Raw genomic sequence first — 19,479 nt, 5'->3', positions numbered from 1 at the left:
GCTTGCGAGCACTCCCCCGCGTCACGGAGAGCCAAGCGTGACGCCTGTTTGCCCCGCCGCCGTGCGGGGCTTTTTCATATGAGGGCTCCGAATCGAAACCGCCGCTTGACTCCGTCAAGACAAGGAACATAATGGGAACAAAAGCCCGACGGGTTTGTTTTCGTTAATGTATCCAGTGGCTTGCAAGGCCCGCGGGAGAGTACAGCCATGCCACCGCTTCCCGAGTATGAAGCAGAGACCGCCAGGAACGGGGACGAGGAGGACGATGCCGTTCGCGCCGCCCTCGCCCGGCATGGTGGCGATATGCGCGCGACGATCGCGACCCTGCTTGCCGATTGCGCCCATCTGCGGCACCAGCTCGAATTGTCGCGCGCCGCGATGGGACGAGGCTTTACCCGCGGCTGGGCACCGACGCCCCAGCGGGACGGGCACACAACGTCCGCCGACCGGTAGCGGCAGCGGGCATCCGCGGCTGGCGAAGGCATGCATGCGCGCAAGGCGAATGCCTGCTCGCACGCTCCCGGCAAGGGGCGGCGGAGCCGGTTCTCTCAGCGCACCTGGTCGAGCAGGCGCTTGCATTCCAGGAGATCGTAGAGCGCCTCCTGCAGGAGGGCGCGGTCTTCCTTGCCGACGCTCGTCTTGCCGAGCGAGATCTCCGGCGCGTCGTCGTTGCCGCCGACGAAGGAGAAGAAACGGCGGCTGGCCGGCGCCTTGGCGCGGCCGACGATCTGGTCCTCGTCGCTGCCGGCTTTCGGCGGGGGCGGTTCCTCGTGGCTTGCCGCGGCCAGCGCCTCGACGGTCGCAAGATCACCGCTGGCGATCGCGGCGACGAACTTGTTGCCGTTGACCTTGAGCAGCTTCTGCACGCCCTTGATCGTGTAGCCGTGATCGTAGAGCAGGTGCCGGATGCCCTTCAGGAGGTCCACGTCCTCCGGGCGGTAATAGCGCCGGCCGCCGCCGCGCTTCATCGGCTTGATCTGCGTGAAGCGCGTCTCCCAGAAGCGCAGCACGTGCTGCGGCAGGTCGAGATCGTCGGCAACCTCACTGATGGTGCGGAAAGCGTCCGGACTCTTCTCCATTCTACCCTCGATGAAAGCTCGCGCCGGCCGCACGATGGGTGTGCTTCCGAATCGCATTCATTTCAGCGGGTTGGCGGACGATATTCAAGTTTCAAATTGCCGGCGGGCCGGCAATCGGCGTGAAAATCGCTCAGGAGGCGGGAGAAGCCGGCTTCTGCTTCGCCTTGCGCGCGAGATGCGCCTTCAATACCCGCTGCTTGAGCACGTTGGACGCCTTGAAGGTCATCACCCGGCGCGGCGAGATCGGCACTTCCTCGCCGGTCTTCGGGTTGCGGCCGATGCGCTCGTTCTTGTCGCGTACCTGGAAGGTCGCGAAGGAGGAGAGCTTCACGCTCTCGCCCCGCACGATGGCATTGCAGATCTCGTCGATCACGGTTTCGACGAGTTCCGCCGATTCGGTCCTGGAAAGGCCGACCTTCCGGAAAACCGATTCGGCCAAATCTGCGCGTGTCACCGTCTTGCCGCTCATTGTTCCTCACCGATTTCTTATTGAAAGCGCATGGTTAGTGGCGGAAGAGTATTGTCCTTGCCCCCGCGGGTCAAGCGGCCCGGCGCAGCGGCGCCGGCCTACCAGCGCAAGAGCACCGCGCCCCAGGTGAAACCGCCGCCCATGGCTTCCAGGAGCACGAGGTCGCCCTCCTTGATCCGCCCGTCGGCGGCGGCCACGGCAAGCGCCAGGGGAATGGACGCCGCCGACGTGTTGCCGTGCAGGTCGACGGTGACGACTACCTTCTCCAGCGGGATGCCGAGCTTCTTCGCCGAACCGTCGATGATGCGCTTGTTGGCCTGGTGCGGCACCAGCCAGTCGATGTCGTCGGCGGAAAAGCCGGTCGCGTCGAAGGCCGAGACGATGACGTCGGTGATCATGCCGACCGCATGCTTGAAGACCTCGCGGCCCTCCATGCGCAGGTGCCCCACGGTGCCCGTGGTGGAGGGGCCGCCGTCGACATAGAGCTTTTCGCGGTGCGCGCCGTCGGAGCGAAGCTGCGCCGTCAGCACGCCGCGGTCCGCGTTGGTCCCCGCCCCTTCCCCGGCCTCCAGCACGATCGCGCCGGCGCCGTCGCCGAAAAGCACGCAGGTCGTGCGGTCGGTCCAGTCGAGGATGCGCGAGAAGGTCTCCGCGCCGATGACGAGCACGCGCCTTGCAAGGCCGCCGCGGATATAGGCGTCGGCGGTCGCCACCGCATAGACGAAGCCGGAACAGACCGCCTGCACGTCGAAGGCGAAGCCGTGATGCATGCCGAGGCGGTTCTGGATGTTGACGGCGGTCGCCGGGAAGGTGTTGTCCGGCGTGGAGGTGGCGACGATGATGAGGTCGATGTCGGCGGCGGTGAGCCCCGCCCTTTCCAGCGCCCCGCGCGCGGCCGCCTCGCCGAGCGAGGCCGTCGTCTCGCCCTCGCCGGCGATGTAGCGCTGGCGGATGCCGGTGCGCTGCACGATCCATTCGTCGGACGTGTCGACCATGCTCTCCAGCTCGGCATTGGTGAGAACCCGCTTCGGAAGCGCCGTTCCGAAACCGCGGACCACTGAACGAATCATTCTATACCTCGCCGCTCACGCCCTGGGCGCCTTCGACAGGCCGGCCCGCGTGATACTTCTGCAAATCTCTTTCGATCTTGTCCTTGAGGCCGTTGCGGACCATGTCGTAGCCGACATCCACCGCGGCGGCGAAGCCCTCGGCGTCCGTGCCGCCGTGGCTCTTGATGACGATGCCGTTGAGGCCGAGGAACACGCCGCCGTTCACCTTGCGCGGATCCATCTTCTCGCGCACCCGGTCGAAGGCGCCCTTGGCGAGCACATAGCCGAGCCTGGCGAGCAGGGTGCGCGACATGGCGGCGCGCAGGTATTCGGCGATCTGGCGCGCCGTGCCTTCCGCCGCCTTTAGCGCAATGTTGCCGGCAAAGCCTTCCGTCACCACCACGTCCACCGTGCCGCGACCGATATCGTCGCCCTCGACGAATCCATAGTAGTCAATCGTGTCGAAATTGGCCTCGCGGATGAGCTGGCCGGCGGCCTTGACCTCTTCCTGTCCCTTGATCTCCTCGACGCCGACATTGAGCAGGCCCAGCGTCGGCTTGTCGATCTCGAAGAGCGCGCGCGCCATGGCGCCGCCCATCAGGGCGAAGTCGAAGAGCTGGTTGGCGTCGGCGCCGATCGTCGCGCCGATGTCGAGCACGATGCTCTCGCCCTTGAGGGTCGGCCAGATGCCGGCGATGGCCGGACGCTCGATATTGGCCATCATGCGCAGGCAGAATTTCGACATGGCCATCAGCGCGCCGGTATTGCCGGCCGAGACCGCCACGTCCGCCTCGTTCTTCGCCACCGCATCGATCGCCTGCCACATGGAGGACTTGCCGCGGCCGCGGCGCAGCGCCTGGCTCGGCTTCTCGTCCATGGCGACGGCGACGTCGCAATGATGGAAGGTGCTGGCGGCCTTCAGTTTCGGGTGCTGCGCCAGAAGCGGATCGCATTCGGCGGCATTGCCATAGAGCAGGAAGCGGATTTCGGGATGGCGCTCGAGAGCCTTGGCTGCGCCTGGGATGGCGACCTTCGGACCGAAATCGCCACCCATGACGTCGACGGAAATTCTGACCACGCGAGTCTTGCCTTAGTTCTTGGCCTTGATTCTTATTTTCCGGCGGCGGGGAGCCACCATAGCGGAATTCGGCCAAAATACCGCTTTTCACCGGGGGCACAACTGAATTATCGGGCGCCTGCGGAGCCGTTCAGTCTTTTTTCCAGTCCTTCAGGACGGCAAAAGGCGACGGCTTGCGATCGTCCTTGTCGGTGCTTTCGACATGGCCGGAGAAGGCCGCATCGGGCTTGCGCGGGTAGGGATCGATGGCGAGCGCCACGTGCTCGGCGGCGACCTCGCCGGCATCGATGCTGTCGCCGGCGAAGATTTCCGGCGCGTCCGGGCCATCCGGGTCGAGCAGCATTTCGCCGTTGTCCGTCGCGACCGGAAGCCGCGCCAGCTTGGAGCCCTCCGGCACGAACACGACCTCGACCGGCTCGTCGATATGGGATTCGACGGGCTCGAGCGTCACCACGCAGGCCTGCACGATGTCGGCCGCAACGCGGCCCTTGAGGCGCACGCCGTCGCGCTTCCAGCGCATGACCTGGAAGGTCGCCGACAGCGCCTTCACCTCGAGGACCGACCAGAGTTCGGCCAGCCCCGCCCGTTCGCCGGCATCGGCGCTGATCGTCACCTCGACCGGATTGGCCGAGATATGCCCCACCTTGACGAGGTAGGAGAATGGCGTGTCGTCGTCTTTCTTCATTGTCTGCCTTCGGCCGCGCTCAGGCGGCGTGTTCTTCAGGGCCGGGCTCGGGCACGTGGAGCGCGCCGACCGCGATCACGTCCTCGCCGATGGCCGCCATCGCCTTCTCGGCCGCGAAGAGGTAGCCGGCCAGCCGCTCCATGGACGGAGCGTCCTTTCCCGCCTCGGGATGGATATTGCGCCGGAGCGCGGCTGCAAGCCCCGCGCGGTCGCCCGCATCGAGCGCCGCCGCATAGGATTCCAGCCGGCCGTAGAACATGCCGGCAAATTTCTTCATGCGTTTGGGCACGCCGACATCGCCGACGCCGAGCTCGCGAATCGAATGGTCGACGTCCTCGAAGAAGGCGTCGACGATCTCCTGGGCGATCTCCTGCCCGGACGTGCCGCTTGCGCGCGTGCGCCGGAAGTAGAGGATCAGCATCGCCGACAGCATCTCGAAGCGGCCCATGACGGTGTCCGGAACGTCAAGCGCTTCATAGAGATAGGGATGCCGCGCGGCCTTTGTAAGCGCCGCATACTGCTTTTCGACGATGCGCCGGTTGCCGTTTTTTTTGCCGAACAGGCCGAAAATCATCATAAAGCCTAGTTTTGCCCGATTCAAACCATGGAGCCGTCGCAAGTCATGTTGCATGACGGTCGAAGCTGGTTTACCGAAGCAGGCATGAATTGCAATGGCTGCGCGGCCATCATAGTCCCGGGGATGTTGTGAAGAGAGATTCTGCGAATATGAAGCTGTTGCGTAATGCCGCCGTTGCCGTCACCCTCTCCGCGTCCGTTCTGGCCGGCTGCCAAGGCCCCAGCGAAGTCCTGTACCAGGGCTATGTCGTCGACCAGGAGACGCTGGCGCTGGCGCCGGTCGGCTCCTCGCGCGAGCAGGTGCTCTTGTCGCTCGGAACGCCGTCCTCGACCGCGACCTTCGACAACGAGGTCTTCTATTACATCTCCCAGAAGCGCAAGCGGCCCGTCGCCTTCATGAAGCCGAAGCTCATCGAGCAGAGCGTGCTCGCCGTCTACTTCGACAAGGACGGCACCGTGGAGCGCCTTGCGCACTACACGCTGCAGGACGGCAAGGTCTTCGACATGATCTCGCGCGTGACGCCGACGGGCGGCGCCGAAACGACCTTCCTCGGCCAGCTGCTGCGCGGCGGCGCAAACCCCGGCAACATGATGCGCAACCTCCTCGGCAACAACAACTGACGCCTGGCCGGCACTCCAGGACAGAAACCGCGGGGATCGCTCCCCGCGGTTTTTGTTTGGGCCGTCCTTGTGGTCAGGCGAGGACCGCGAGCAGCAGCAAGGCCACGATGTTGGTGATCTTGATCGCCGGGTTCACGGCGGGACCCGCCGTGTCCTTGTAGGGATCGCCCACGGTGTCGCCGGTGACGGAGGCCTTGTGGGCTTCCGAACCCTTGAGGTGCCGGTTGCCGTCCTTGTCGACGAAGCCGTCCTCGAAGCTCTTCTTGGCATTGTCCCAGGCCCCGCCGCCGGAGGTCATGGAGATCGCCACGAAAAGGCCGTTGACGATGACGCCGAGCAGCGAGGCGCCGAGCGCCGCGAAGGCAGAGGCCTTCGAGCCGGAAATCAGCAGCACGCCGAAATAGACGACGAGCGGCGCGAGCACCGGCAGCAGCGAGGGGATGATCATCTCGCGGATCGCCGCCTTGGTCAGCATGTCGACGGCGCGGCCGTAGTCCGGCTTGTCCTTGCCTTCCATGATGCCCGGCTTCTCGCGGAACTGCCGGCGCACCTCCTCGACCACCGCGCCGCCGGCCCGTCCGACGGCGGTCATCGCGATGCCGCCGAAGAGATAGGGGATGAGGCCGCCGAAGATGAGGCCGGCCACCACATAGGGGTTGGAGAGGTCGAAGGAGATCGTGCCGATATCCGCGAAATAGGGATACCTGTCGCCGTTCGCCGCGAAGTAGGCGAGGTCGTTCGAGTATGCCGCGAAGAGCACCAGAGCGCCGAGGCCGGCCGAGCCGATCGCGTAGCCCTTGGTGACGGCCTTCGTCGTGTTGCCCACGGCGTCGAGCGCGTCGGTCGACTTGCGCACCTCCGGGTCGAGCCCGGACATCTCGGCGATGCCGCCGGCATTGTCGGTGACCGGGCCGAAGGCGTCGAGCGCCACGATCATGCCGGCGATGCCGAGCATGCCGGTGACGGCGATGCCGGTGCCGAAGAGGCCGGCGAGCTGGTAGGTGGCGATGATGCCGCCGACGATGACGATCGCCGGCAGCGCCGTCGATTCCAGCGAGACGGCAAGGCCCTGGATGACGTTCGTGCCGTGGCCCGTCACGGACGCCTGGGCGATGGAGTTCACGGGGCGCTTGTTGGTGCCCGTGTAGTATTCGGTGATCACCACGATGAGCGCCGTCACCAGAAGGCCGAGCAGGCCGCAGACGAAGAGGCTCGTGCCGGTGATCTCCTTGCCGGCAACGGTGCCGATGGTGCCCCAGCCGACGGTGAGCGAGGTCGCGCCCGCAAGGCCGAGGATCGACAGCGCCCCGGTCACGATGAGGCCCCTGTAGAGGGCGCCCATGATCGAGCCGTTCGTGCCGAGCTTGACGAAGAAGGCGCCGACGATCGAGGTGATGATGCACGCGCCGCAGATGGCCAGCGGATAGACCATGGCGGTGGCGAGCACCGGCGTGCCGGCGAAGAAGATCGCCGCGAGGACCATGGTGGCGACGACCGTCACCGCATAGGTCTCGAAGAGGTCGGCGGCCATGCCGGCGCAATCACCGACATTGTCGCCCACGTTGTCGGCGATGGTGGCCGGGTTGCGCGGGTCGTCCTCGGGGATGCCGGCCTCCACCTTGCCGACGAGGTCGCCGCCGACGTCCGCGCCCTTGGTGAAGATGCCGCCGCCGAGGCGGGCGAAGATGGAGATCAGCGAGGCGCCGAAACCGAGCGCGACGAGGGAGTCGATGACCTCGCGCGAGGCCGGATCCTGGCCGAGAACGCCGGTGAGATACCAGTAGTAGATCGACACGCCCAGCAGCGCCAGGCCCGCCACCAGCATGCCGGTGATCGCGCCCGACTTGAAGGCGATGTCGAGGCCGGAGGACAGGCTGACGGACGCGGCCTGCGCCGTGCGCACGTTCGCCCGGACGGAAACGTGCATGCCGATGAAGCCGGCGACGCCCGAGAGCACGGCGCCGATCAGGAAACCGATGGCAGCCGTCGCGGAAAGAAGCAGCCAGGTGCCGATGAAGACGACGACCCCGACGATGGCAATGGTCTTGTACTGCCGGGTGAGGTAGGCCTGCGCCCCTTCCCGGATATAGCCTGCAATTTCCTGCATGCGGGCATTCCCCTGATCGGCGGCAAGCACCGACCGTGTCGCCCAGATGGCATAGACCACCGAGAGCAACCCGCATGCGATAACGCCCAACAATATGGTCATTTCGCTCTGTCCTCCTTGGAGGCCGCAGGGTCCTCTCCCCGCAGCCGAAACGCGTCCGCTCCCGTTTGCCTCCTCACAAGCCGGGAGCCGGCGCGCGGCCAGAGTGCGTTTGCGAATCGGCTGCGTCAAGCCGCTGCACCGCGGCAAGCGCTTACGGCAAACGGATTTTTCGACGCTGGACGATGCGAAACGATTAGACGGCCGTCCGGCGGGTTCGCAGGAGCAGCAGAAGGACGAGCACGAGGCTGATGCCGGTGATCGGCCAGAACGTCAGGTTGATGGTCTGCCAGCCATAGGCGTTGAACACCTTGCCGGAGGAGAAGGAGGCGAGCGCCACGGCGCCGAACAGGATGATGTCGTGGAAACCCTGCACCTTGTCCGCCTCGTGCGGCCGGTAACTGGAGGCGACGATGGCGGTGGCGCCGATGAAGCCGAAGTTCCAGCCGACCCCGAGCAGGATGAGCGCGCCCCAGAAGTTCCAGAGCGCGATGCCCATATGCGCGACGCCCGCGCAGGCCATGAGGATGAGGAGGCCCGCCGCGACCACCTTCTCCGTGCCGAAGCGCTGGATCAGCATGCCGGTGAAGAAGCTCGGCGCGAACATGGCGAGCACGTGCCACTGGATGCCGAGCGTCGCCATCTCCGGGGAGAAGCCGCAGCCGATGACCATGGCGAGCGGCGCGCCGGTCATCATGAAGGTCATCAGCGCATAGGAGGAGATGCCGCAGACCATGCCCGTCAGGAAGCGCTGCGTCAGCACGATCTCGCTGAGCGGCCGCACCGCCTCGCCGCCCGCGGCGCCCGCCGCCTTGTGGTCCGGCAGGCGCAGGAACAGGAAGAGCGCGATCGCCGCGCCGCAGAGCGGCACCAGCGCCACGAAGGCGCCGGCGAAGAGCACCGGCTCGAACAGGTCCTTGGTGAGGATGACCACCTGCGGCCCGAGCACGGCGGAGATGACGCCGCCGGCAAGGATCCAGGAAATGGCGCGCGGCTTGTAGAAGGAGGGCGAGGCATCGGCGGCGGCGAAGCGGATCTTCTGCGCGAAGCCGCTGGAGATGCCGACGAGCAGGAAACCGGCGGCGAAGAGCCAGAAATCGCCGCGGAACAGCGCGATGGCCGCGATCAGCCCGCCCCCTGCCCCGACGAGCGCGCCGACGATGAAGCCGTAAGCCCGGCCGAGCATGCGCGCCGCGATGGCGACGAGGATGGCGCCGAGCGCCACGCCGATGTTGAAGCCGGTCAGCGGGGCGGTCGCGAGCGACTTGTCGGAGCCGAGAAGGTTGTAGCCGGCAAGGCCGCCGATGGAGAACACGATCGGCCCGGACGAGGCGAGCAGAGCCTGCGCGAGCGTCAGCAGGAAGACGTTGCGGCGCGCGGCCGAAAGCTCCCGTTCAAGACCTTCGACCGTGCCAGTGCTCATCTCGTCCACCGTCTATTTGCGTGTATCGGGGCGAACCTGCTTGGCGATCCGGTCCAGCACCGCGTTCACCAGCTTGGGTTCCTCGTCCTCGAAGAAGGCCTTGGCGATCTCGACATATTCCGTGACGATCACGGCGACCGGCACATCCTTGCGCTCCTTCAGCTCGAAGGTGCCGGCGCGCAGGATGGCGCGCACGGTGGAATCGAGCCGCGAGAGCGCCCAGTCGTCCTGCAGCGCCGCGCCGATCATCGGGTCGAGCTGGCGCTGGTCGCGCACGACGCCCGAGACGATCGAGCGGAACCACGAGGCGTCCGCCTTGAGGTAGGTGTCGCCGTCGAGTTCCTGGCCGAGGCGGTGCGCCTCGTATTCGGCGACGATCTCCAGGACGCCCGTGCCGCCGATGTCCATCTGATAGAGCGCCTGCACGGCGGCAAGGCGTGCCGCGCCGCGCTGGTTGGCCGGCTTCACCGGCTGCTTGTCCCTGTCCGTGGTCACTGTTCGCCGCCCAGTTTCTGCTTCAACGCGATCATGGTCAGCGCCGCGCGCGCCGCAAAGCCGCCCTTGTCGCCCTCCGAGCGGCGGGCGCGCGCCCAGCCCTGCTCGTCGTTCTCGACCGTCAGGATGCCGTTGCCGATCGGCAGGCTCTCGCTGACGGAAAGGTCCATCAGCGCACGGCTCGATTCGTTGGCGACGATGTCGAAATGGTAGGTCTCGCCGCGGATGACCATGCCGAGCGCGACGAAGCCGTCGTACCAGGTGCCGCCGTTCTCCATGCCGTCGAGCGCCATGGAGATCGCGGCCGGGATTTCGAGCGCGCCCATGACGGTCACGATGTCGTAGGTGGCGCCGGCGGCATCGAGCGCGTGCTTGGCGCCGTCGAGCATCGCATCGGCCATGTCGTCGTAAAAGCGCGCCTCGACGATGAGGAGATGAGGTTTATCGGTGTCGGCCATCAATTCACCTGAAAAATGGAAGCAGGCCGCGCGTGAGAGCGGGCAGAGGCGGCGGTCAAACCACGACAGGCGAGCCTTGGCAAGCCTTTTCCGCCCCGTGCGGCGAATTCGGCACCCAGGCAGGACCTTCCCCGCAGAAAACGGGATTGACGGACATGAACAAAAAGTGAACGCTATTCCGATCCCCGGCAGAGGAAGCAGCCATGCAGGACCGCAAACCGCCCGTCGTCAATGTCGCGGAGCTGACGCTCGAGCACTGGACGCAGGGCACGCTCTACGAATCCCGCGACACGTCCTTCGGCGCCCTTCTCGGCCTCAGGGACCTCGGCATCGGCTATGGCGAGGTGCCGCCGGGAAAATCCGGCTGCCCCTTCCACAGCCACCATGTCGAGGACGAGCTTTTCGTCATTCTCGAAGGCCACGGCACGTACCGCCACGGCGGCGCGCGGCGGCTCGTCGGCCCCGGCGACGTGCTCGGCGCGCCGGCGGGCGGGCCGGAAACGGCGCACCAGATCATCAATACCGGGACGGTGCCGCTGAAATACCTCTCCGTTTCCTCCATGGCGGCGACGGAGATCTGCGAATATCCCGATTCCGGCAAGTTCCTGGCCAAGACGCGGCCTGGGACGGGCGGCAGGACGGAATTCCGCGCCATCGGCCGCGCCGGCGGGACCGTCGATTACTGGGAGGGCGAGCCGGGCGCCTGAGGCGGATCAGGCGGCGGGCGAAACGCGGTTCCGGCCGTTGCGCTTCGACATGTAGAGCGCCTTGTCGGCATTGCTGAGCAGGGAATCGAAGTTCGCGCACTGGTCGTTGCCGAAAGCGATGCCGGCGCTCACCGTGCAGGTTATGGAGCGGCCGCCGATGGGAATGAGCTTGGCCGCGAAATCCGCGCGCACGCGCTCGGCGACGCGCTGCGCCCGGTCCGGCAGGGTCCTGTCCAGCACGACGATGAATTCCTCCCCGCCGAGGCGGGCGACGGAGGCGGCAGCGCCGCAGGCGTCGCGCAGCACGTCGGCGAAAACCTTCAGCACCGCATCGCCGGCCGCATGGCCGTAGCGGTCGTTGACGGACTTGAAACTGTCGAGGTCGAAGGCGATGGCAGCCCTGTGCCCCTCGACGGGCTCCCCGCCATGGCGCTCGAAAAGGGCGCGGCGGTTGAGAAGGCCCGTCAGCGCGTCCGTCAGCGCCGCACGCTGGTGGTTGCCCGCGACGCGCCACTGGTTGAGCGCCAGCGACATGGCGCCGATGCCGGTGATGCCGATGATCGCCATGACGAGATTGAGGTTTTCCGCCCAGTTATCCGGCGCGTGCCCCATCACCCATCGGCCCTCGTGGATGAGCACGCCGGCGCAAAGCAGGAAGGAGGCGGCCGTCAGCAGGTAGAGGATGACGATGCCCTTCAGCGGCAACGGCGCCTCCTGCCGGCCGCGCCAATATTCCGACGCCGTCGCGACGAGCCAGGCGGCGATCAGCAGGTTGAGCGCGATGAAGCCGATCCCGTCATAGCCGGCCGCCAGCCATGGGAGGGTCAGCGCCGAGCTCGTGGCGAAGACCACGACCATGCGCCCGCGCCCTCTCCGCCCGGTGCGAAACCGGTAGGCCGCGCCGTAGATGAAGGCGAAGCCGAGGAACTGCAGCATGAAGGCGAGGCTTCCGATCCGGTAGTCCGGATTCTCGAAATAGATGCTGTAGGCCGTGACCGCCGGCACGATGCAGCCGATGCCGAGGGACCAGGAGAGCAGGAAACGCTCGACGCGCGCGGACATCCATGAAGCGAACAGCGTGGCTGAGAGGCAGAAGCCGGACAGCCCGATCGCGAGGAGCAGGGTTTGGTAGTCGGGCGTCATGCTAGAGCGGTCTCCAAGGGTCCGATGCGCGCACCCTAGAAGCGGAGGAGTATCGATATCGTTACCCGGGGAACGGAAATCCGATCCTTTTGCGTGCCGATCCGCGACAATGCCGCCCGGCTGTCACGCCGCCGTCACGCCTTGGGCGCGGGGAACTCGGCGAGCCGCGCCGCATAGCGCGCCATGGTGTCGACCTCGAAGTTGACGAAGTCGCCCGCCTTGCGCTCGCCCCAGGTGGTCACTTCGAGCGTGTGGCGGATGATGAGCACGTCGAAGACGGCGCCGTCGACCGCGTTGACGGTGAGCGAGGTTCCGTCGAGCGCGACGGAACCCTTCGGCGCGACGAAGCGCTCCAGCCCTTCCGGCGCGCGGATGCGGAAACGCGTGGCATCGCCCTCGGCCTCGACGGAGAGGATCTCCGCCTTGCCGTCGACATGGCCGGAGACGATGTGGCCGCCGAGCTCGTCGCCGATCTTCAGCGAACGCTCGAGGTTGATGCGCGTGCCGGGCGTCCACTCGCCGATCGTCGTCAGCCGCAGCGCCTCCTCCCAGGCCTCCACCTCGTACCAGCGGGCGTTGGAGCCCTCTTCCGGCAGGGCCGTGACCGTGAGGCAGGTGCCGGAATGGGCGATGGAAGCGCCCATGTCGATGGTGGCGGGGTCGTAGTTCGTGCGCACGCGCAGGCGGATGCCCTCGTTCATGGGCTCGACCTTCTCCACCGTTCCGATATCCGTGACAATGCCGGTAAACATCAATCGCCTCTTTCGTATTCTTCCAGAATGTCCGCGCCGTAGCGGGCCGTCCGGCGCAGCGAAAAGCCCTCCGGCATGCGCCCGGATACACATGGGGACGCGATCCCGCCTTCGCCAACAGGAACTGCGCCGTTGAAAAGCAGGATCCGGTCGACCAGCCCGGCATCGAGGAAGGAGCGCGCCGTCCGCGCCCCGCCTTCGGCCAGCAGCGAGGAGATGCCGCGCGTGGCGAGCGCCACCAGCAGGTCGTCGAGCCGGTGCGGATCGCAGATCAGCACCTCGACGCCCAAGGCTTCGAGGGCGGCGGCGCGGGCCTCAAACGCCTCTCTCCCCCCTTGCTGGGGAGATGTCAACGGAGGTGACAGAGGGGGGTGGCTCCGCGACCGCATCGGCTTCGATCCGGCAGAAGCATATGCCGCACCGCCCCCCTCTGTCGGCTGGGCCGACATCTCCCTCGCAAGGGGGGAGACGGGAGTTTGACGCTCGGTTCCCTCGGGGAAGGAAGCATCATCCACCTTCCCCGCCACCACGATGACCGGCACGTCGCGCGCCGTGCGCGCCAGCCTCGACGCCGGCGGCAGCTCCACGCGCGGGTCGAGCACGATGCGCACCGGCGAGCGGGCTTCGAGGCCCGGCAGGCGGCAGGTCAGCTCCGGGTCGTCGGCGAGCGCCGTGCCGATGCCGACGAGGATCGCGTCCGTCTCGGCGCGCAGCACATGCACCTGCCCGCGCGCGACCGGCCCGGTGATCGCCACCTGCCCCGCCCCCAGCCGGCCGAGCATGCCGTCGCTCGAAACGGCAAGCTTGAGAGTCACATGGGGCCGTTTCCTCGTCTGGCGCATCAGGTAGGCGGCGAGCGCCGCCCGGCCTTCCGACTCCAGCACGCCCGTCTCGACCGCGATGCCGGCATCGCGCAGCATCGAAAGCCCCCTGCCCGCCACGCGCTCGTCCGGATCGGTCACCGAGACGACGACGCGCGCGACGCCGGACGCGATCAATGCATCGGCGCAGGGCGGCGTCTTGCCGTGGTGCGAGCAGGGTTCGAGCGTGACATAGGCGGTCGCCCCGCGCGCCGCCTCGCCGGCCTCGGCGAGCGCCTGCGTTTCCGCATGCGGCCTTCCGCCGGGCGCGGTGACGGCCGAGCCGACGATCACGCCATCCCTGACGATGAGGCAGGCGACGGAAGGATTGGTGGAGGTCAGGCCGAGATTGCGGCGGCAGAGGCGGATCGCCGCCGCCATGAAGCGCTCGTCGTCTTCGGCGCGGCCGGGCATCTAGCCGTCGGCGCCCGGATCCCGGGCGATCTTGGCGGCGACCTCGGCGAGGATCTTCTCGAAGTCGTCGACATGGGAGAAGTCGCGGTAGACCGACGCGTAGCGCACGAAGCCCACGTCATCGAGCGCCTTCAGCGCCTCCAGCACCTGGAGGCCGATTTCCTCGGAGGAGATCTCCGTCTCGCCGGAGCTTTCGAGCCGGCGGACGATACCCGAGACCGCGCGTTCGATGCGGTCCCGGTCGACGGGCCGCTTTCGAAGCGCGATCTCGAAGGATTTCAGGAGCTTGTCGCGGTCGAAGGGGGCCTTGCGGCCCGTCTTCTTGACGACCATCAGCTCGCGCAGCTGCACCCGCTCGAAGGTCGTGAACCGACCGCCGCAATCCGGGCAGATGCGCCGGCGGCGAATGGCGGCCCCGTCCTCAGCCGGACGGGAATCCTTCACCTGCGTATCTTCCGAACCGCAATAGGGGCAGCGCATTCTCTATCCTTGCTTACATGTACGGATACATCGGGAAGCGGTCCGTCAGCTTGACGACCTTTTCCCGCACGGCGGCTTCGACCGCGGCATTGCCCTCGTCGGAATTGGCGACCTTCAGGCCGTCGAGGACCTCGACGATCAGGTTGCCGATCTCCTTGAACTCGGCTTCCTTGAAGCCGCGGGTCGTGCCGGCCGGCGTGCCGAGGCGCACGCCCGAGGTGACGAAGGGCTTTTCGGGGTCGAACGGGATGCCGTTCTTGTTGCAGGTGACGTAGGCGCGGCCGAGCGCGGCTTCGGCGCGCTTGCCGGTGGCGTTCTTCTTGCGCAGGTCGACCAGCATCAGGTGGTTGTCGGTGCCGCCCGAGACGATATCGAGGCCGCCGGCCTTCAGAGTCTCGGCGAGCGTCTTGGCGTTCTTGACGACCTGCGCGGCGTAGTCCTTGAATTCCGGCTGCAGCGCCTCGCCGAAGGCGACCGCCTTGGCGGCGATGATGTGCATCAGCGGGCCGCCCTGGAGACCCGGGAAGACGGCGGAGTTGATCTTCTTGGCGATGTCCTCGTCGTTCGTCAGCACGACGCCGCCGCGCGGGCCGCGGAGCGACTTGTGCGTCGTGGTGGTGGCGACATGGCAATGCGGGAACGGCGAGGGATGCTGGCCGCCGGCGACGAGGCCGGCAATGTGCGCCATGTCGACCATCAGGTACGCCCCGACCTCGTCCGCGATCTCGCGGAAGCGCTTCCAGTCCCAGATGCGCGAATAGGCCGTGCCGCCGGCGATGATGAGCTTCGGCTTGTGCTTGCGGGCCTTTTCCGCGACATCGTCGAGGTCGAGCAGGTGGTCGCCTTCACGCACGCCGTAGGAGACGACGTTGAACCATTTTCCCGACATGTTGACCGGCGAGCCGTGCGTCAGGTGCCCGCCCGAATTGAGGTCGAGGCCCATGAAGGTGTCGCCCGGCTGGAGCAGCGCGAGGAAGACGGCCTGGTTCATCTGCGAGCCGGAATTCGGCTGCACGTTGGCGAAGTTGACGCCGAACAGCTTCTTGGCGCGCTCGATAGCGAGCTCCTCGGCGATGTCGACGAACTGGCAGCCGCCATAGTAGCGCTTGCCCGGATAGCCTTCGGCATACTTGTTCGTCATGATCGAGCCCTGCGCTTCGAGCACGGCGCGCGAGACGATGTTCTCCGAGGCGATCAGCTCGATCTCGTGGCGCTGGCGACCAAGTTCCTTCTGGATGGAGCCGAAAATCTCCGGGTCGGTATCGGCAAGGGAACGCGTGAAGAAAACTTCGGTGGCGGAAGACTGGCTCATCCTCGAGGCTCCTTAGGGTCAGGTGGCACGGTGTTTATCGTCCTCGCATGGCAAGGGCAATATCCGCTCCACGGTTTGCGCCATTTCCGCGCGCCATATAGGACAAAAACGACAAGGACGCTCTCATCCGCCGGAAGCGCCTAAGCGGCCTCGTCGCCTTTCCGCGACACCGGCGCAAGGCCGAAGCCGAGCGCCTGCATGATCTTCACGACCGTCGCAAATTCCGGATTGCCCTCGCCGCTAAGGGCCTTGTAGAGCGCCGGACGGCTCATGCCGACATCCCGGGCAAGCTGGGCCATGTTGCGCGCCCGTGCGACAATGCCGAGGCAATGGGCGATATGCGCCGCATCGCCCTCCTCGAAGGCAGCGGCGAGGAATTCGACGATCTCTTCCTCGCTGTCGAGGTTCCGGGCAAGATCGAACGGCTTGAACGTTGCCTTTTTCTGCATCTTCACTCCTTCCATTCCCGCGCGATCCGTTTGGCCTCATCTATATCCCTGTTCTGGCTCCCCTTGTGCCCGCCACACAGGAGAACGATGACAACCGGGCCGCTACGCATGAAATACACGCGATAGCCGGGACCGTAATCGATGCGCATCTCGCTGACGCCATCGCCGACAGGCTTCGCATCTCCAAAATGCCCCTGTTCCAGACGGGCCAGCCGCTGACGAATACGGGCGCTGGCACGGTAGTCCCTGAGGCCGTCGAACCATTTCTCGAACTTGCTGCTCGCAATCAGCGTGAACATTGGGAAAATGTATCCCATAGAGGACACATCTTCAAGCAAGCCCTGAATCAAAAAAGCCGCGTCTTCCAGAGGCCGCGTCTTCCAGAGGAGGACGCGGCCCGACGCATTCGCGACGCCGTGATTATTGCGGCAGCAGATCGCTCTCGACGGACTGGCCGCCTTCCTGGTTGTAGCCGGTCTGGAGCGCTAGCTCCGTCGCGCCGTCCTTCTGGTAGATGTCGTCGCGGAACTGCACGACGCGGTCCTTGGCCGACCAGGCGGTGATGTAGGTGAAGTAGACCGGCACTTCCTCGGCGAGCTTGATGGGCGTGTTGACGCCGCTCTTGATGGTCGCCTCCATCTGCTGGCGCGACCAGCCGGGGGTTTCCTTGAGCAGCCAGACGGAGAGGTCGCGCACGTTCTGCACGCGCACGCAGCCGGACGATTCGAAGCGCATCAGCTTGTTGAACAGGCCCTGCTGCGGCGTGTCGTGCATGTAGACCTGATGCTCGTTGTGGAAGTTGATCTTCGTCGAGGACATGGCGTTGATCTTGCCCGGGTCCTGGCGGAACATCAGGTTCGGCGCCTTTTCGGCGTTCCAGTCGACCGTCTCCGGCGAGACCTCGTTGCCCGAGCCGTCGAAGAGGCGGATCGCGTTGCGCTCGAGATAGGTCGGGTCCTTGCGCATCAGCGGCATGATGTCCTTCTGGATGATCGAACGCGGCGCGGTCCAGTAGGGGTTCAGGATCACTTCGTAGATCCTGGAATTCAGCACCGGCGACTGGCGGTCGATCTTGCCGACGATGGCCGTGTGGCGCGAGGCGACGCGGCCGTTCTCCACGGCCTCGATATAGGCGGCCGGGATGTTGACCATGACATAGCGGCGGCCGAGGTCGCCTGACATCGCCTGGAGGCGGACGAGGTTCGTCTGGAGCTGACCGAGGCGCACGTCCGCCGGCACGTTCAGCGCCTTCAGCGTATATTCGCCGACCGCGCCGTCGGCCGGCAGGCCGTGACGGGCCTGGAAGCGCTTGACGGCGCCGTCCACGTAGGAATCGAAGGTGCCCGAGACGCCGGCCGCGCGCGGCAGGTCGCCGGAGATGATCAGGCGCTGGCGCAGCTGCTGGACGGCCGGGTCGGCAACGCCCATTTCCAGCTTCTGCTGCGTGTTGACCGCCGGCCAGCCGCCGCTCGACACGATGTTCTGGTAGTCGAAGATCGCCTGCTGGAGGTAGCCCGTGCTGCCCGACCCGAAGATCGGGTTGTTGGAGACGACGGCGACGGCGGTACGCGAAGCCTCGGCATCGAACTGGTCGTCCCAGTTGCCGCGGCGCGGAGCATTGAGGATATCGTCGATCGCCGTCTGGGCCAGCGTCGGGCCGGCCACGGCAGCGGCGCCGAAGGTTGCGGCAGAGCGCAGGAATGCGCGGCGCGAGAACACATCAAATCCGGTTTTGCGAGACATCTATCCTACCATCTCCTGAGACGCCGCCGTGAGCGGCGAGGCGCACGCGGCAGTCGACCAAAAGGCCCATACCCGATGCAGCTATCACGAACAGGGTTAACAAACGCAAACCGGCCCCGCCGCCCGCGCATACCTTAAGCCCATCGTCCGGGTGTCACAGCAATATGGCCAATTCGTGTCTCGGGCCGGGGCGCAGGAGCGCGAAAAGCCGGACGCGCAGGGGACGCGGCCGGCTTTCATGGAGGAGATCGGAAATGTCGCCCGGAATTACAGCCGGTAGAGGATGCTGTCGTTCCAGAAGCGGTCGAGGCGCTGGAGGAGCTTGTTCATCTGGTTGAACTCGCCCTCGCCGATGCCGCCGACCTTCTGGATCGAGCCGATATGGCGCTCGTAGAGCTTGGCGACGGTTTCGGCGACCTCCTGGCCGCTTTCCGTCAGGCTGATGCGGACGGAACGGCGGTCGATGCGCGAGCGCTGGTGGTTGATGAAGCCGAGGTCGACCAGCTTCTTGACGTTGTAGGAGACGTTCGAGCCGAGATAGTAGCCGCGGGAACGGAGCTCGCCGGCCGTCAGCTCCGAATTGCCGATGTTGAAGAGGAGCAGCGCCTGGACGGCATTGACGTCGGAGCGGCCGGCGCGGTCGAACTCGTCCTTGATGACGTCGAGCAGGCGACGGTGCAGGCGCTCGACGAGGTGGAGGGATTCCAGATAGAGGTTGCGGATCGCGTCTTCCTGCGGATCGACGGCGGGGGCCTGCTGCGGCTTGATCTTGGTGTTCATGGTTTACTGCCTCACTGTTTCGTTTGGCGGTGTTGATTCGTTTCCCGCCTTGAGTGAGAACCTAGCGAATGCATCTAAAATTCTACTTAAACCGCAGCCTTAACAGCGCCTTACCGGAAGGCGACCCTGTCTCAGGGTGAATCAGTCCTTACCGGACGGGCCTGCCGGCGCCGCTGGATGAAGAGCGCCACGCGGAAGAGAACGAAGACGACGGCGACGGCGCCGTGCATGAAGACGAGCAGCCTGTTGATGCCGAAGACGGACGGATAGACCTCGTGCATGACGATCTCCGTTGCCGCCGCGATGAGCCAGATCACCGGCCCCCAGGAGACGAGAAGCCAGAGCCCGACGGCGGCGACGGGAAAGAGCACGGCAAGCGCGGTATAGGCCGCCTTCCAGGCCGGCGGCAGCAGGTCGAAACGCCCCTGCCCGCCGAAGGAGAAGCCGGTCAGCATCGCCCAGTACTGGAGCGCGAACCACAGCGAGGCCACTGCCACCAGCCGCAGGAACAGCATGAAGAGCGTTTCGGTCAGGCTCGGTCTCGGGCCCTTTGCAGAATCAGCAGCCATGCGGCGGACAGTAAGGGCAAGGAAGGCCGGCATAAAGCCCGCAAAACGCTTCATGCACGGCCATATGCCGCAGGCCCCCTCGCCTTCCCCGCGATTTGATTGGCGGGGCCGGCGTGGTAAGGAGGCGCCAA

23 protein-coding genes are annotated in these 19,479 nt (G+C 66.1%); 3 read left to right on the top strand and 20 right to left on the bottom strand.

What is annotated here, in order from left to right:
* Nucleotides 1–207: 207 nt before the first annotated feature.
* Nucleotides 208–453, top strand: coding sequence for a hypothetical protein (locus tag ACIIOY_RS13880; protein ID WP_411035270.1), 246 nt, complete (start codon nucleotides 208–210; stop codon nucleotides 451–453).
* Nucleotides 454–548: 95 nt separating this feature from the next.
* Here ACIIOY_RS13880 and ACIIOY_RS13875 read toward each other — a convergent pair whose 3' ends face one another.
* From ACIIOY_RS13875 to ACIIOY_RS13850, 6 genes are all read right to left on the bottom strand, one after another.
* Entirely contained in the window at nucleotides 549–1,079 is a 531-nt protein-coding gene (locus ACIIOY_RS13875) for a MerR family transcriptional regulator (RefSeq protein WP_411035269.1), read from the bottom strand.
* A 130-nt stretch (nucleotides 1,080–1,209) separates the two neighbouring features.
* On the bottom strand, nucleotides 1,210–1,548 hold the full coding sequence (locus tag ACIIOY_RS13870; RefSeq protein WP_064329714.1) for an integration host factor subunit alpha: 339 nt from the start codon (nucleotides 1,546–1,548) through the stop codon (nucleotides 1,210–1,212).
* 98 nt (nucleotides 1,549–1,646) lie between these two features.
* Nucleotides 1,647–2,618 carry a beta-ketoacyl-ACP synthase III gene (locus ACIIOY_RS13865; RefSeq protein WP_411035268.1) on the bottom strand — a complete coding sequence of 324 codons (972 nt, stop codon included), beginning with the start codon at nucleotides 2,616–2,618 and terminating at the stop codon, nucleotides 1,647–1,649.
* 1 nt (nucleotide 2,619) lies between these two features.
* Nucleotides 2,620–3,675, bottom strand: coding sequence for a phosphate acyltransferase PlsX (gene plsX / locus ACIIOY_RS13860; protein WP_411035267.1), 1,056 nt, complete (start codon nucleotides 3,673–3,675; stop codon nucleotides 2,620–2,622).
* 130 nt (nucleotides 3,676–3,805) lie between these two features.
* On the bottom strand, nucleotides 3,806–4,360 hold the full coding sequence (locus ACIIOY_RS13855) for a YceD family protein (protein ID WP_411035266.1): 555 nt from the start codon (nucleotides 4,358–4,360) through the stop codon (nucleotides 3,806–3,808).
* Nucleotides 4,361–4,379: 19 nt separating this feature from the next.
* On the bottom strand, nucleotides 4,380–4,934 hold the full coding sequence (locus tag ACIIOY_RS13850) for a ubiquinol-cytochrome C chaperone family protein (protein WP_411035327.1): 555 nt from the start codon (nucleotides 4,932–4,934) through the stop codon (nucleotides 4,380–4,382).
* Nucleotides 4,935–5,086: 152 nt separating this feature from the next.
* Between ACIIOY_RS13850 and ACIIOY_RS13845 the strand changes: the two genes are divergently transcribed.
* Nucleotides 5,087–5,557 (top strand): outer membrane protein assembly factor BamE, encoded by a 471-nt coding sequence (locus ACIIOY_RS13845; RefSeq protein ID WP_411035265.1) that lies wholly within the window; start codon nucleotides 5,087–5,089, stop codon nucleotides 5,555–5,557.
* 73 nt (nucleotides 5,558–5,630) lie between these two features.
* Here the strand turns inward: ACIIOY_RS13845 and ACIIOY_RS13840 are convergent, their stop codons facing one another.
* From ACIIOY_RS13840 to ribH, 4 genes are all read right to left on the bottom strand, one after another.
* Complete coding sequence (locus ACIIOY_RS13840; RefSeq protein ID WP_411035264.1) at nucleotides 5,631–7,766, bottom strand: sodium-translocating pyrophosphatase; 2,136 nt, start codon at nucleotides 7,764–7,766, stop codon at nucleotides 5,631–5,633.
* Between the two features lie 193 nt (nucleotides 7,767–7,959).
* Nucleotides 7,960–9,186 carry an MFS transporter gene (locus ACIIOY_RS13835; protein WP_411035263.1) on the bottom strand — a complete coding sequence of 409 codons (1,227 nt, stop codon included), beginning with the start codon at nucleotides 9,184–9,186 and terminating at the stop codon, nucleotides 7,960–7,962.
* Nucleotides 9,187–9,198: 12 nt separating this feature from the next.
* Nucleotides 9,199–9,681, bottom strand: coding sequence for a transcription antitermination factor NusB (nusB, locus tag ACIIOY_RS13830; protein WP_411035262.1), 483 nt, complete (start codon nucleotides 9,679–9,681; stop codon nucleotides 9,199–9,201).
* Nucleotides 9,678–10,139 (bottom strand): 6,7-dimethyl-8-ribityllumazine synthase, encoded by a 462-nt coding sequence (ribH, locus tag ACIIOY_RS13825; RefSeq protein WP_411035261.1) that lies wholly within the window; start codon nucleotides 10,137–10,139, stop codon nucleotides 9,678–9,680. The genes nusB and ribH overlap by 4 nt, the downstream gene beginning before the upstream one ends.
* A 203-nt stretch (nucleotides 10,140–10,342) precedes the next feature.
* Here ribH and ACIIOY_RS13820 point away from each other — a divergent pair, with 203 nt between their 5' ends.
* Nucleotides 10,343–10,846 carry a cupin domain-containing protein gene (locus ACIIOY_RS13820; RefSeq protein ID WP_411035260.1) on the top strand — a complete coding sequence of 168 codons (504 nt, stop codon included), beginning with the start codon at nucleotides 10,343–10,345 and terminating at the stop codon, nucleotides 10,844–10,846.
* Nucleotides 10,847–10,852: 6 nt separating this feature from the next.
* On the opposite strand, the gene ACIIOY_RS13815 is transcribed toward ACIIOY_RS13820, so the two are convergent.
* The 10 genes from ACIIOY_RS13815 to ACIIOY_RS13770 form a co-directional block, all read right to left on the bottom strand.
* Nucleotides 10,853–11,989 (bottom strand): GGDEF domain-containing protein, encoded by a 1,137-nt coding sequence (locus ACIIOY_RS13815; RefSeq protein ID WP_411035259.1) that lies wholly within the window; start codon nucleotides 11,987–11,989, stop codon nucleotides 10,853–10,855.
* Between the two features lie 134 nt (nucleotides 11,990–12,123).
* Nucleotides 12,124–12,741, bottom strand: coding sequence for a riboflavin synthase (locus tag ACIIOY_RS13810; RefSeq protein ID WP_411035258.1), 618 nt, complete (start codon nucleotides 12,739–12,741; stop codon nucleotides 12,124–12,126).
* Complete coding sequence (ribD, locus tag ACIIOY_RS13805; RefSeq protein ID WP_411035257.1) at nucleotides 12,741–14,015, bottom strand: bifunctional diaminohydroxyphosphoribosylaminopyrimidine deaminase/5-amino-6-(5-phosphoribosylamino)uracil reductase RibD; 1,275 nt, start codon at nucleotides 14,013–14,015, stop codon at nucleotides 12,741–12,743. The genes ACIIOY_RS13810 and ribD overlap by 1 nt, the downstream gene beginning before the upstream one ends.
* The gene (gene nrdR / locus ACIIOY_RS13800) at nucleotides 14,016–14,495 is read right to left on the bottom strand and encodes a transcriptional regulator NrdR (protein ID WP_411035256.1); all 480 of its coding nucleotides are present in this window, start codon (nucleotides 14,493–14,495) and stop codon (nucleotides 14,016–14,018) included.
* 13 nt (nucleotides 14,496–14,508) lie between these two features.
* Nucleotides 14,509–15,807, bottom strand: coding sequence for a serine hydroxymethyltransferase (glyA, locus tag ACIIOY_RS13795; RefSeq protein ID WP_411035255.1), 1,299 nt, complete (start codon nucleotides 15,805–15,807; stop codon nucleotides 14,509–14,511).
* A gap of 140 nt (nucleotides 15,808–15,947) precedes the next feature.
* Complete coding sequence (locus ACIIOY_RS13790; RefSeq protein WP_411035254.1) at nucleotides 15,948–16,256, bottom strand: addiction module antidote protein; 309 nt, start codon at nucleotides 16,254–16,256, stop codon at nucleotides 15,948–15,950.
* Between the two features lie 2 nt (nucleotides 16,257–16,258).
* The gene (locus ACIIOY_RS13785; RefSeq protein ID WP_411035253.1) at nucleotides 16,259–16,555 is read right to left on the bottom strand and encodes a type II toxin-antitoxin system RelE/ParE family toxin; all 297 of its coding nucleotides are present in this window, start codon (nucleotides 16,553–16,555) and stop codon (nucleotides 16,259–16,261) included.
* Between the two features lie 121 nt (nucleotides 16,556–16,676).
* Entirely contained in the window at nucleotides 16,677–17,999 is a 1,323-nt protein-coding gene (locus ACIIOY_RS13780; RefSeq protein ID WP_411035252.1) for a L,D-transpeptidase family protein, read from the bottom strand.
* A gap of 267 nt (nucleotides 18,000–18,266) precedes the next feature.
* Nucleotides 18,267–18,779 (bottom strand): transcriptional regulator LdtR, encoded by a 513-nt coding sequence (gene ldtR, locus ACIIOY_RS13775; protein WP_411035251.1) that lies wholly within the window; start codon nucleotides 18,777–18,779, stop codon nucleotides 18,267–18,269.
* A gap of 131 nt (nucleotides 18,780–18,910) precedes the next feature.
* The gene (locus ACIIOY_RS13770) at nucleotides 18,911–19,348 is read right to left on the bottom strand and encodes a DUF6163 family protein (RefSeq protein ID WP_411035250.1); all 438 of its coding nucleotides are present in this window, start codon (nucleotides 19,346–19,348) and stop codon (nucleotides 18,911–18,913) included.
* Between the last annotated feature and the right edge of the window lie 131 nt (nucleotides 19,349–19,479).

Origin of the sequence: Shinella agrisoli (genome assembly GCF_046557955.1) — a bacterium.
GTDB lineage: Bacteria > Pseudomonadota > Alphaproteobacteria > Rhizobiales > Rhizobiaceae > Shinella.
This window is presented reverse-complemented; position numbering and strand designations above follow the sequence as displayed.

Coding starts and splice junctions, on each gene's coding strand:
- ACIIOY_RS13780 (WP_411035252.1), bottom strand. CDS start 17,999: ATGTCTCGCAAAACCGGATTTGATGTGTTCTCGCGCCGCGCATTCCTG.
- ACIIOY_RS13865 (WP_411035268.1), bottom strand. CDS start 2,618: ATGATTCGTTCAGTGGTCCGCGGTTTCGGAACGGCGCTTCCGAAGCGG.
- ACIIOY_RS13880 (WP_411035270.1), top strand. CDS start 208: ATGCCACCGCTTCCCGAGTATGAAGCAGAGACCGCCAGGAACGGGGAC.
- ribH (WP_411035261.1), bottom strand. CDS start 10,139: ATGGCCGACACCGATAAACCTCATCTCCTCATCGTCGAGGCGCGCTTT.
- ACIIOY_RS13850 (WP_411035327.1), bottom strand. CDS start 4,934: ATGATTTTCGGCCTGTTCGGCAAAAAAAACGGCAACCGGCGCATCGTC.
- glyA (WP_411035255.1), bottom strand. CDS start 15,807: ATGAGCCAGTCTTCCGCCACCGAAGTTTTCTTCACGCGTTCCCTTGCC.
- ACIIOY_RS13855 (WP_411035266.1), bottom strand. CDS start 4,360: ATGAAGAAAGACGACGACACGCCATTCTCCTACCTCGTCAAGGTGGGG.
- ACIIOY_RS13820 (WP_411035260.1), top strand. CDS start 10,343: ATGCAGGACCGCAAACCGCCCGTCGTCAATGTCGCGGAGCTGACGCTC.
- ldtR (WP_411035251.1), bottom strand. CDS start 18,779: ATGAACACCAAGATCAAGCCGCAGCAGGCCCCCGCCGTCGATCCGCAG.
- ACIIOY_RS13835 (WP_411035263.1), bottom strand. CDS start 9,186: ATGAGCACTGGCACGGTCGAAGGTCTTGAACGGGAGCTTTCGGCCGCG.
- nrdR (WP_411035256.1), bottom strand. CDS start 14,495: ATGCGCTGCCCCTATTGCGGTTCGGAAGATACGCAGGTGAAGGATTCC.
- ACIIOY_RS13870 (WP_064329714.1), bottom strand. CDS start 1,548: ATGAGCGGCAAGACGGTGACACGCGCAGATTTGGCCGAATCGGTTTTC.
- ACIIOY_RS13790 (WP_411035254.1), bottom strand. CDS start 16,256: ATGCAGAAAAAGGCAACGTTCAAGCCGTTCGATCTTGCCCGGAACCTC.
- ACIIOY_RS13815 (WP_411035259.1), bottom strand. CDS start 11,989: ATGACGCCCGACTACCAAACCCTGCTCCTCGCGATCGGGCTGTCCGGC.
- ACIIOY_RS13770 (WP_411035250.1), bottom strand. CDS start 19,348: ATGGCTGCTGATTCTGCAAAGGGCCCGAGACCGAGCCTGACCGAAACG.
- ACIIOY_RS13845 (WP_411035265.1), top strand. CDS start 5,087: ATGAAGCTGTTGCGTAATGCCGCCGTTGCCGTCACCCTCTCCGCGTCC.
- ACIIOY_RS13785 (WP_411035253.1), bottom strand. CDS start 16,555: ATGTTCACGCTGATTGCGAGCAGCAAGTTCGAGAAATGGTTCGACGGC.
- ACIIOY_RS13810 (WP_411035258.1), bottom strand. CDS start 12,741: ATGTTTACCGGCATTGTCACGGATATCGGAACGGTGGAGAAGGTCGAG.
- ribD (WP_411035257.1), bottom strand. CDS start 14,015: ATGCCCGGCCGCGCCGAAGACGACGAGCGCTTCATGGCGGCGGCGATC.
- ACIIOY_RS13840 (WP_411035264.1), bottom strand. CDS start 7,766: ATGACCATATTGTTGGGCGTTATCGCATGCGGGTTGCTCTCGGTGGTC.
- ACIIOY_RS13875 (WP_411035269.1), bottom strand. CDS start 1,079: ATGGAGAAGAGTCCGGACGCTTTCCGCACCATCAGTGAGGTTGCCGAC.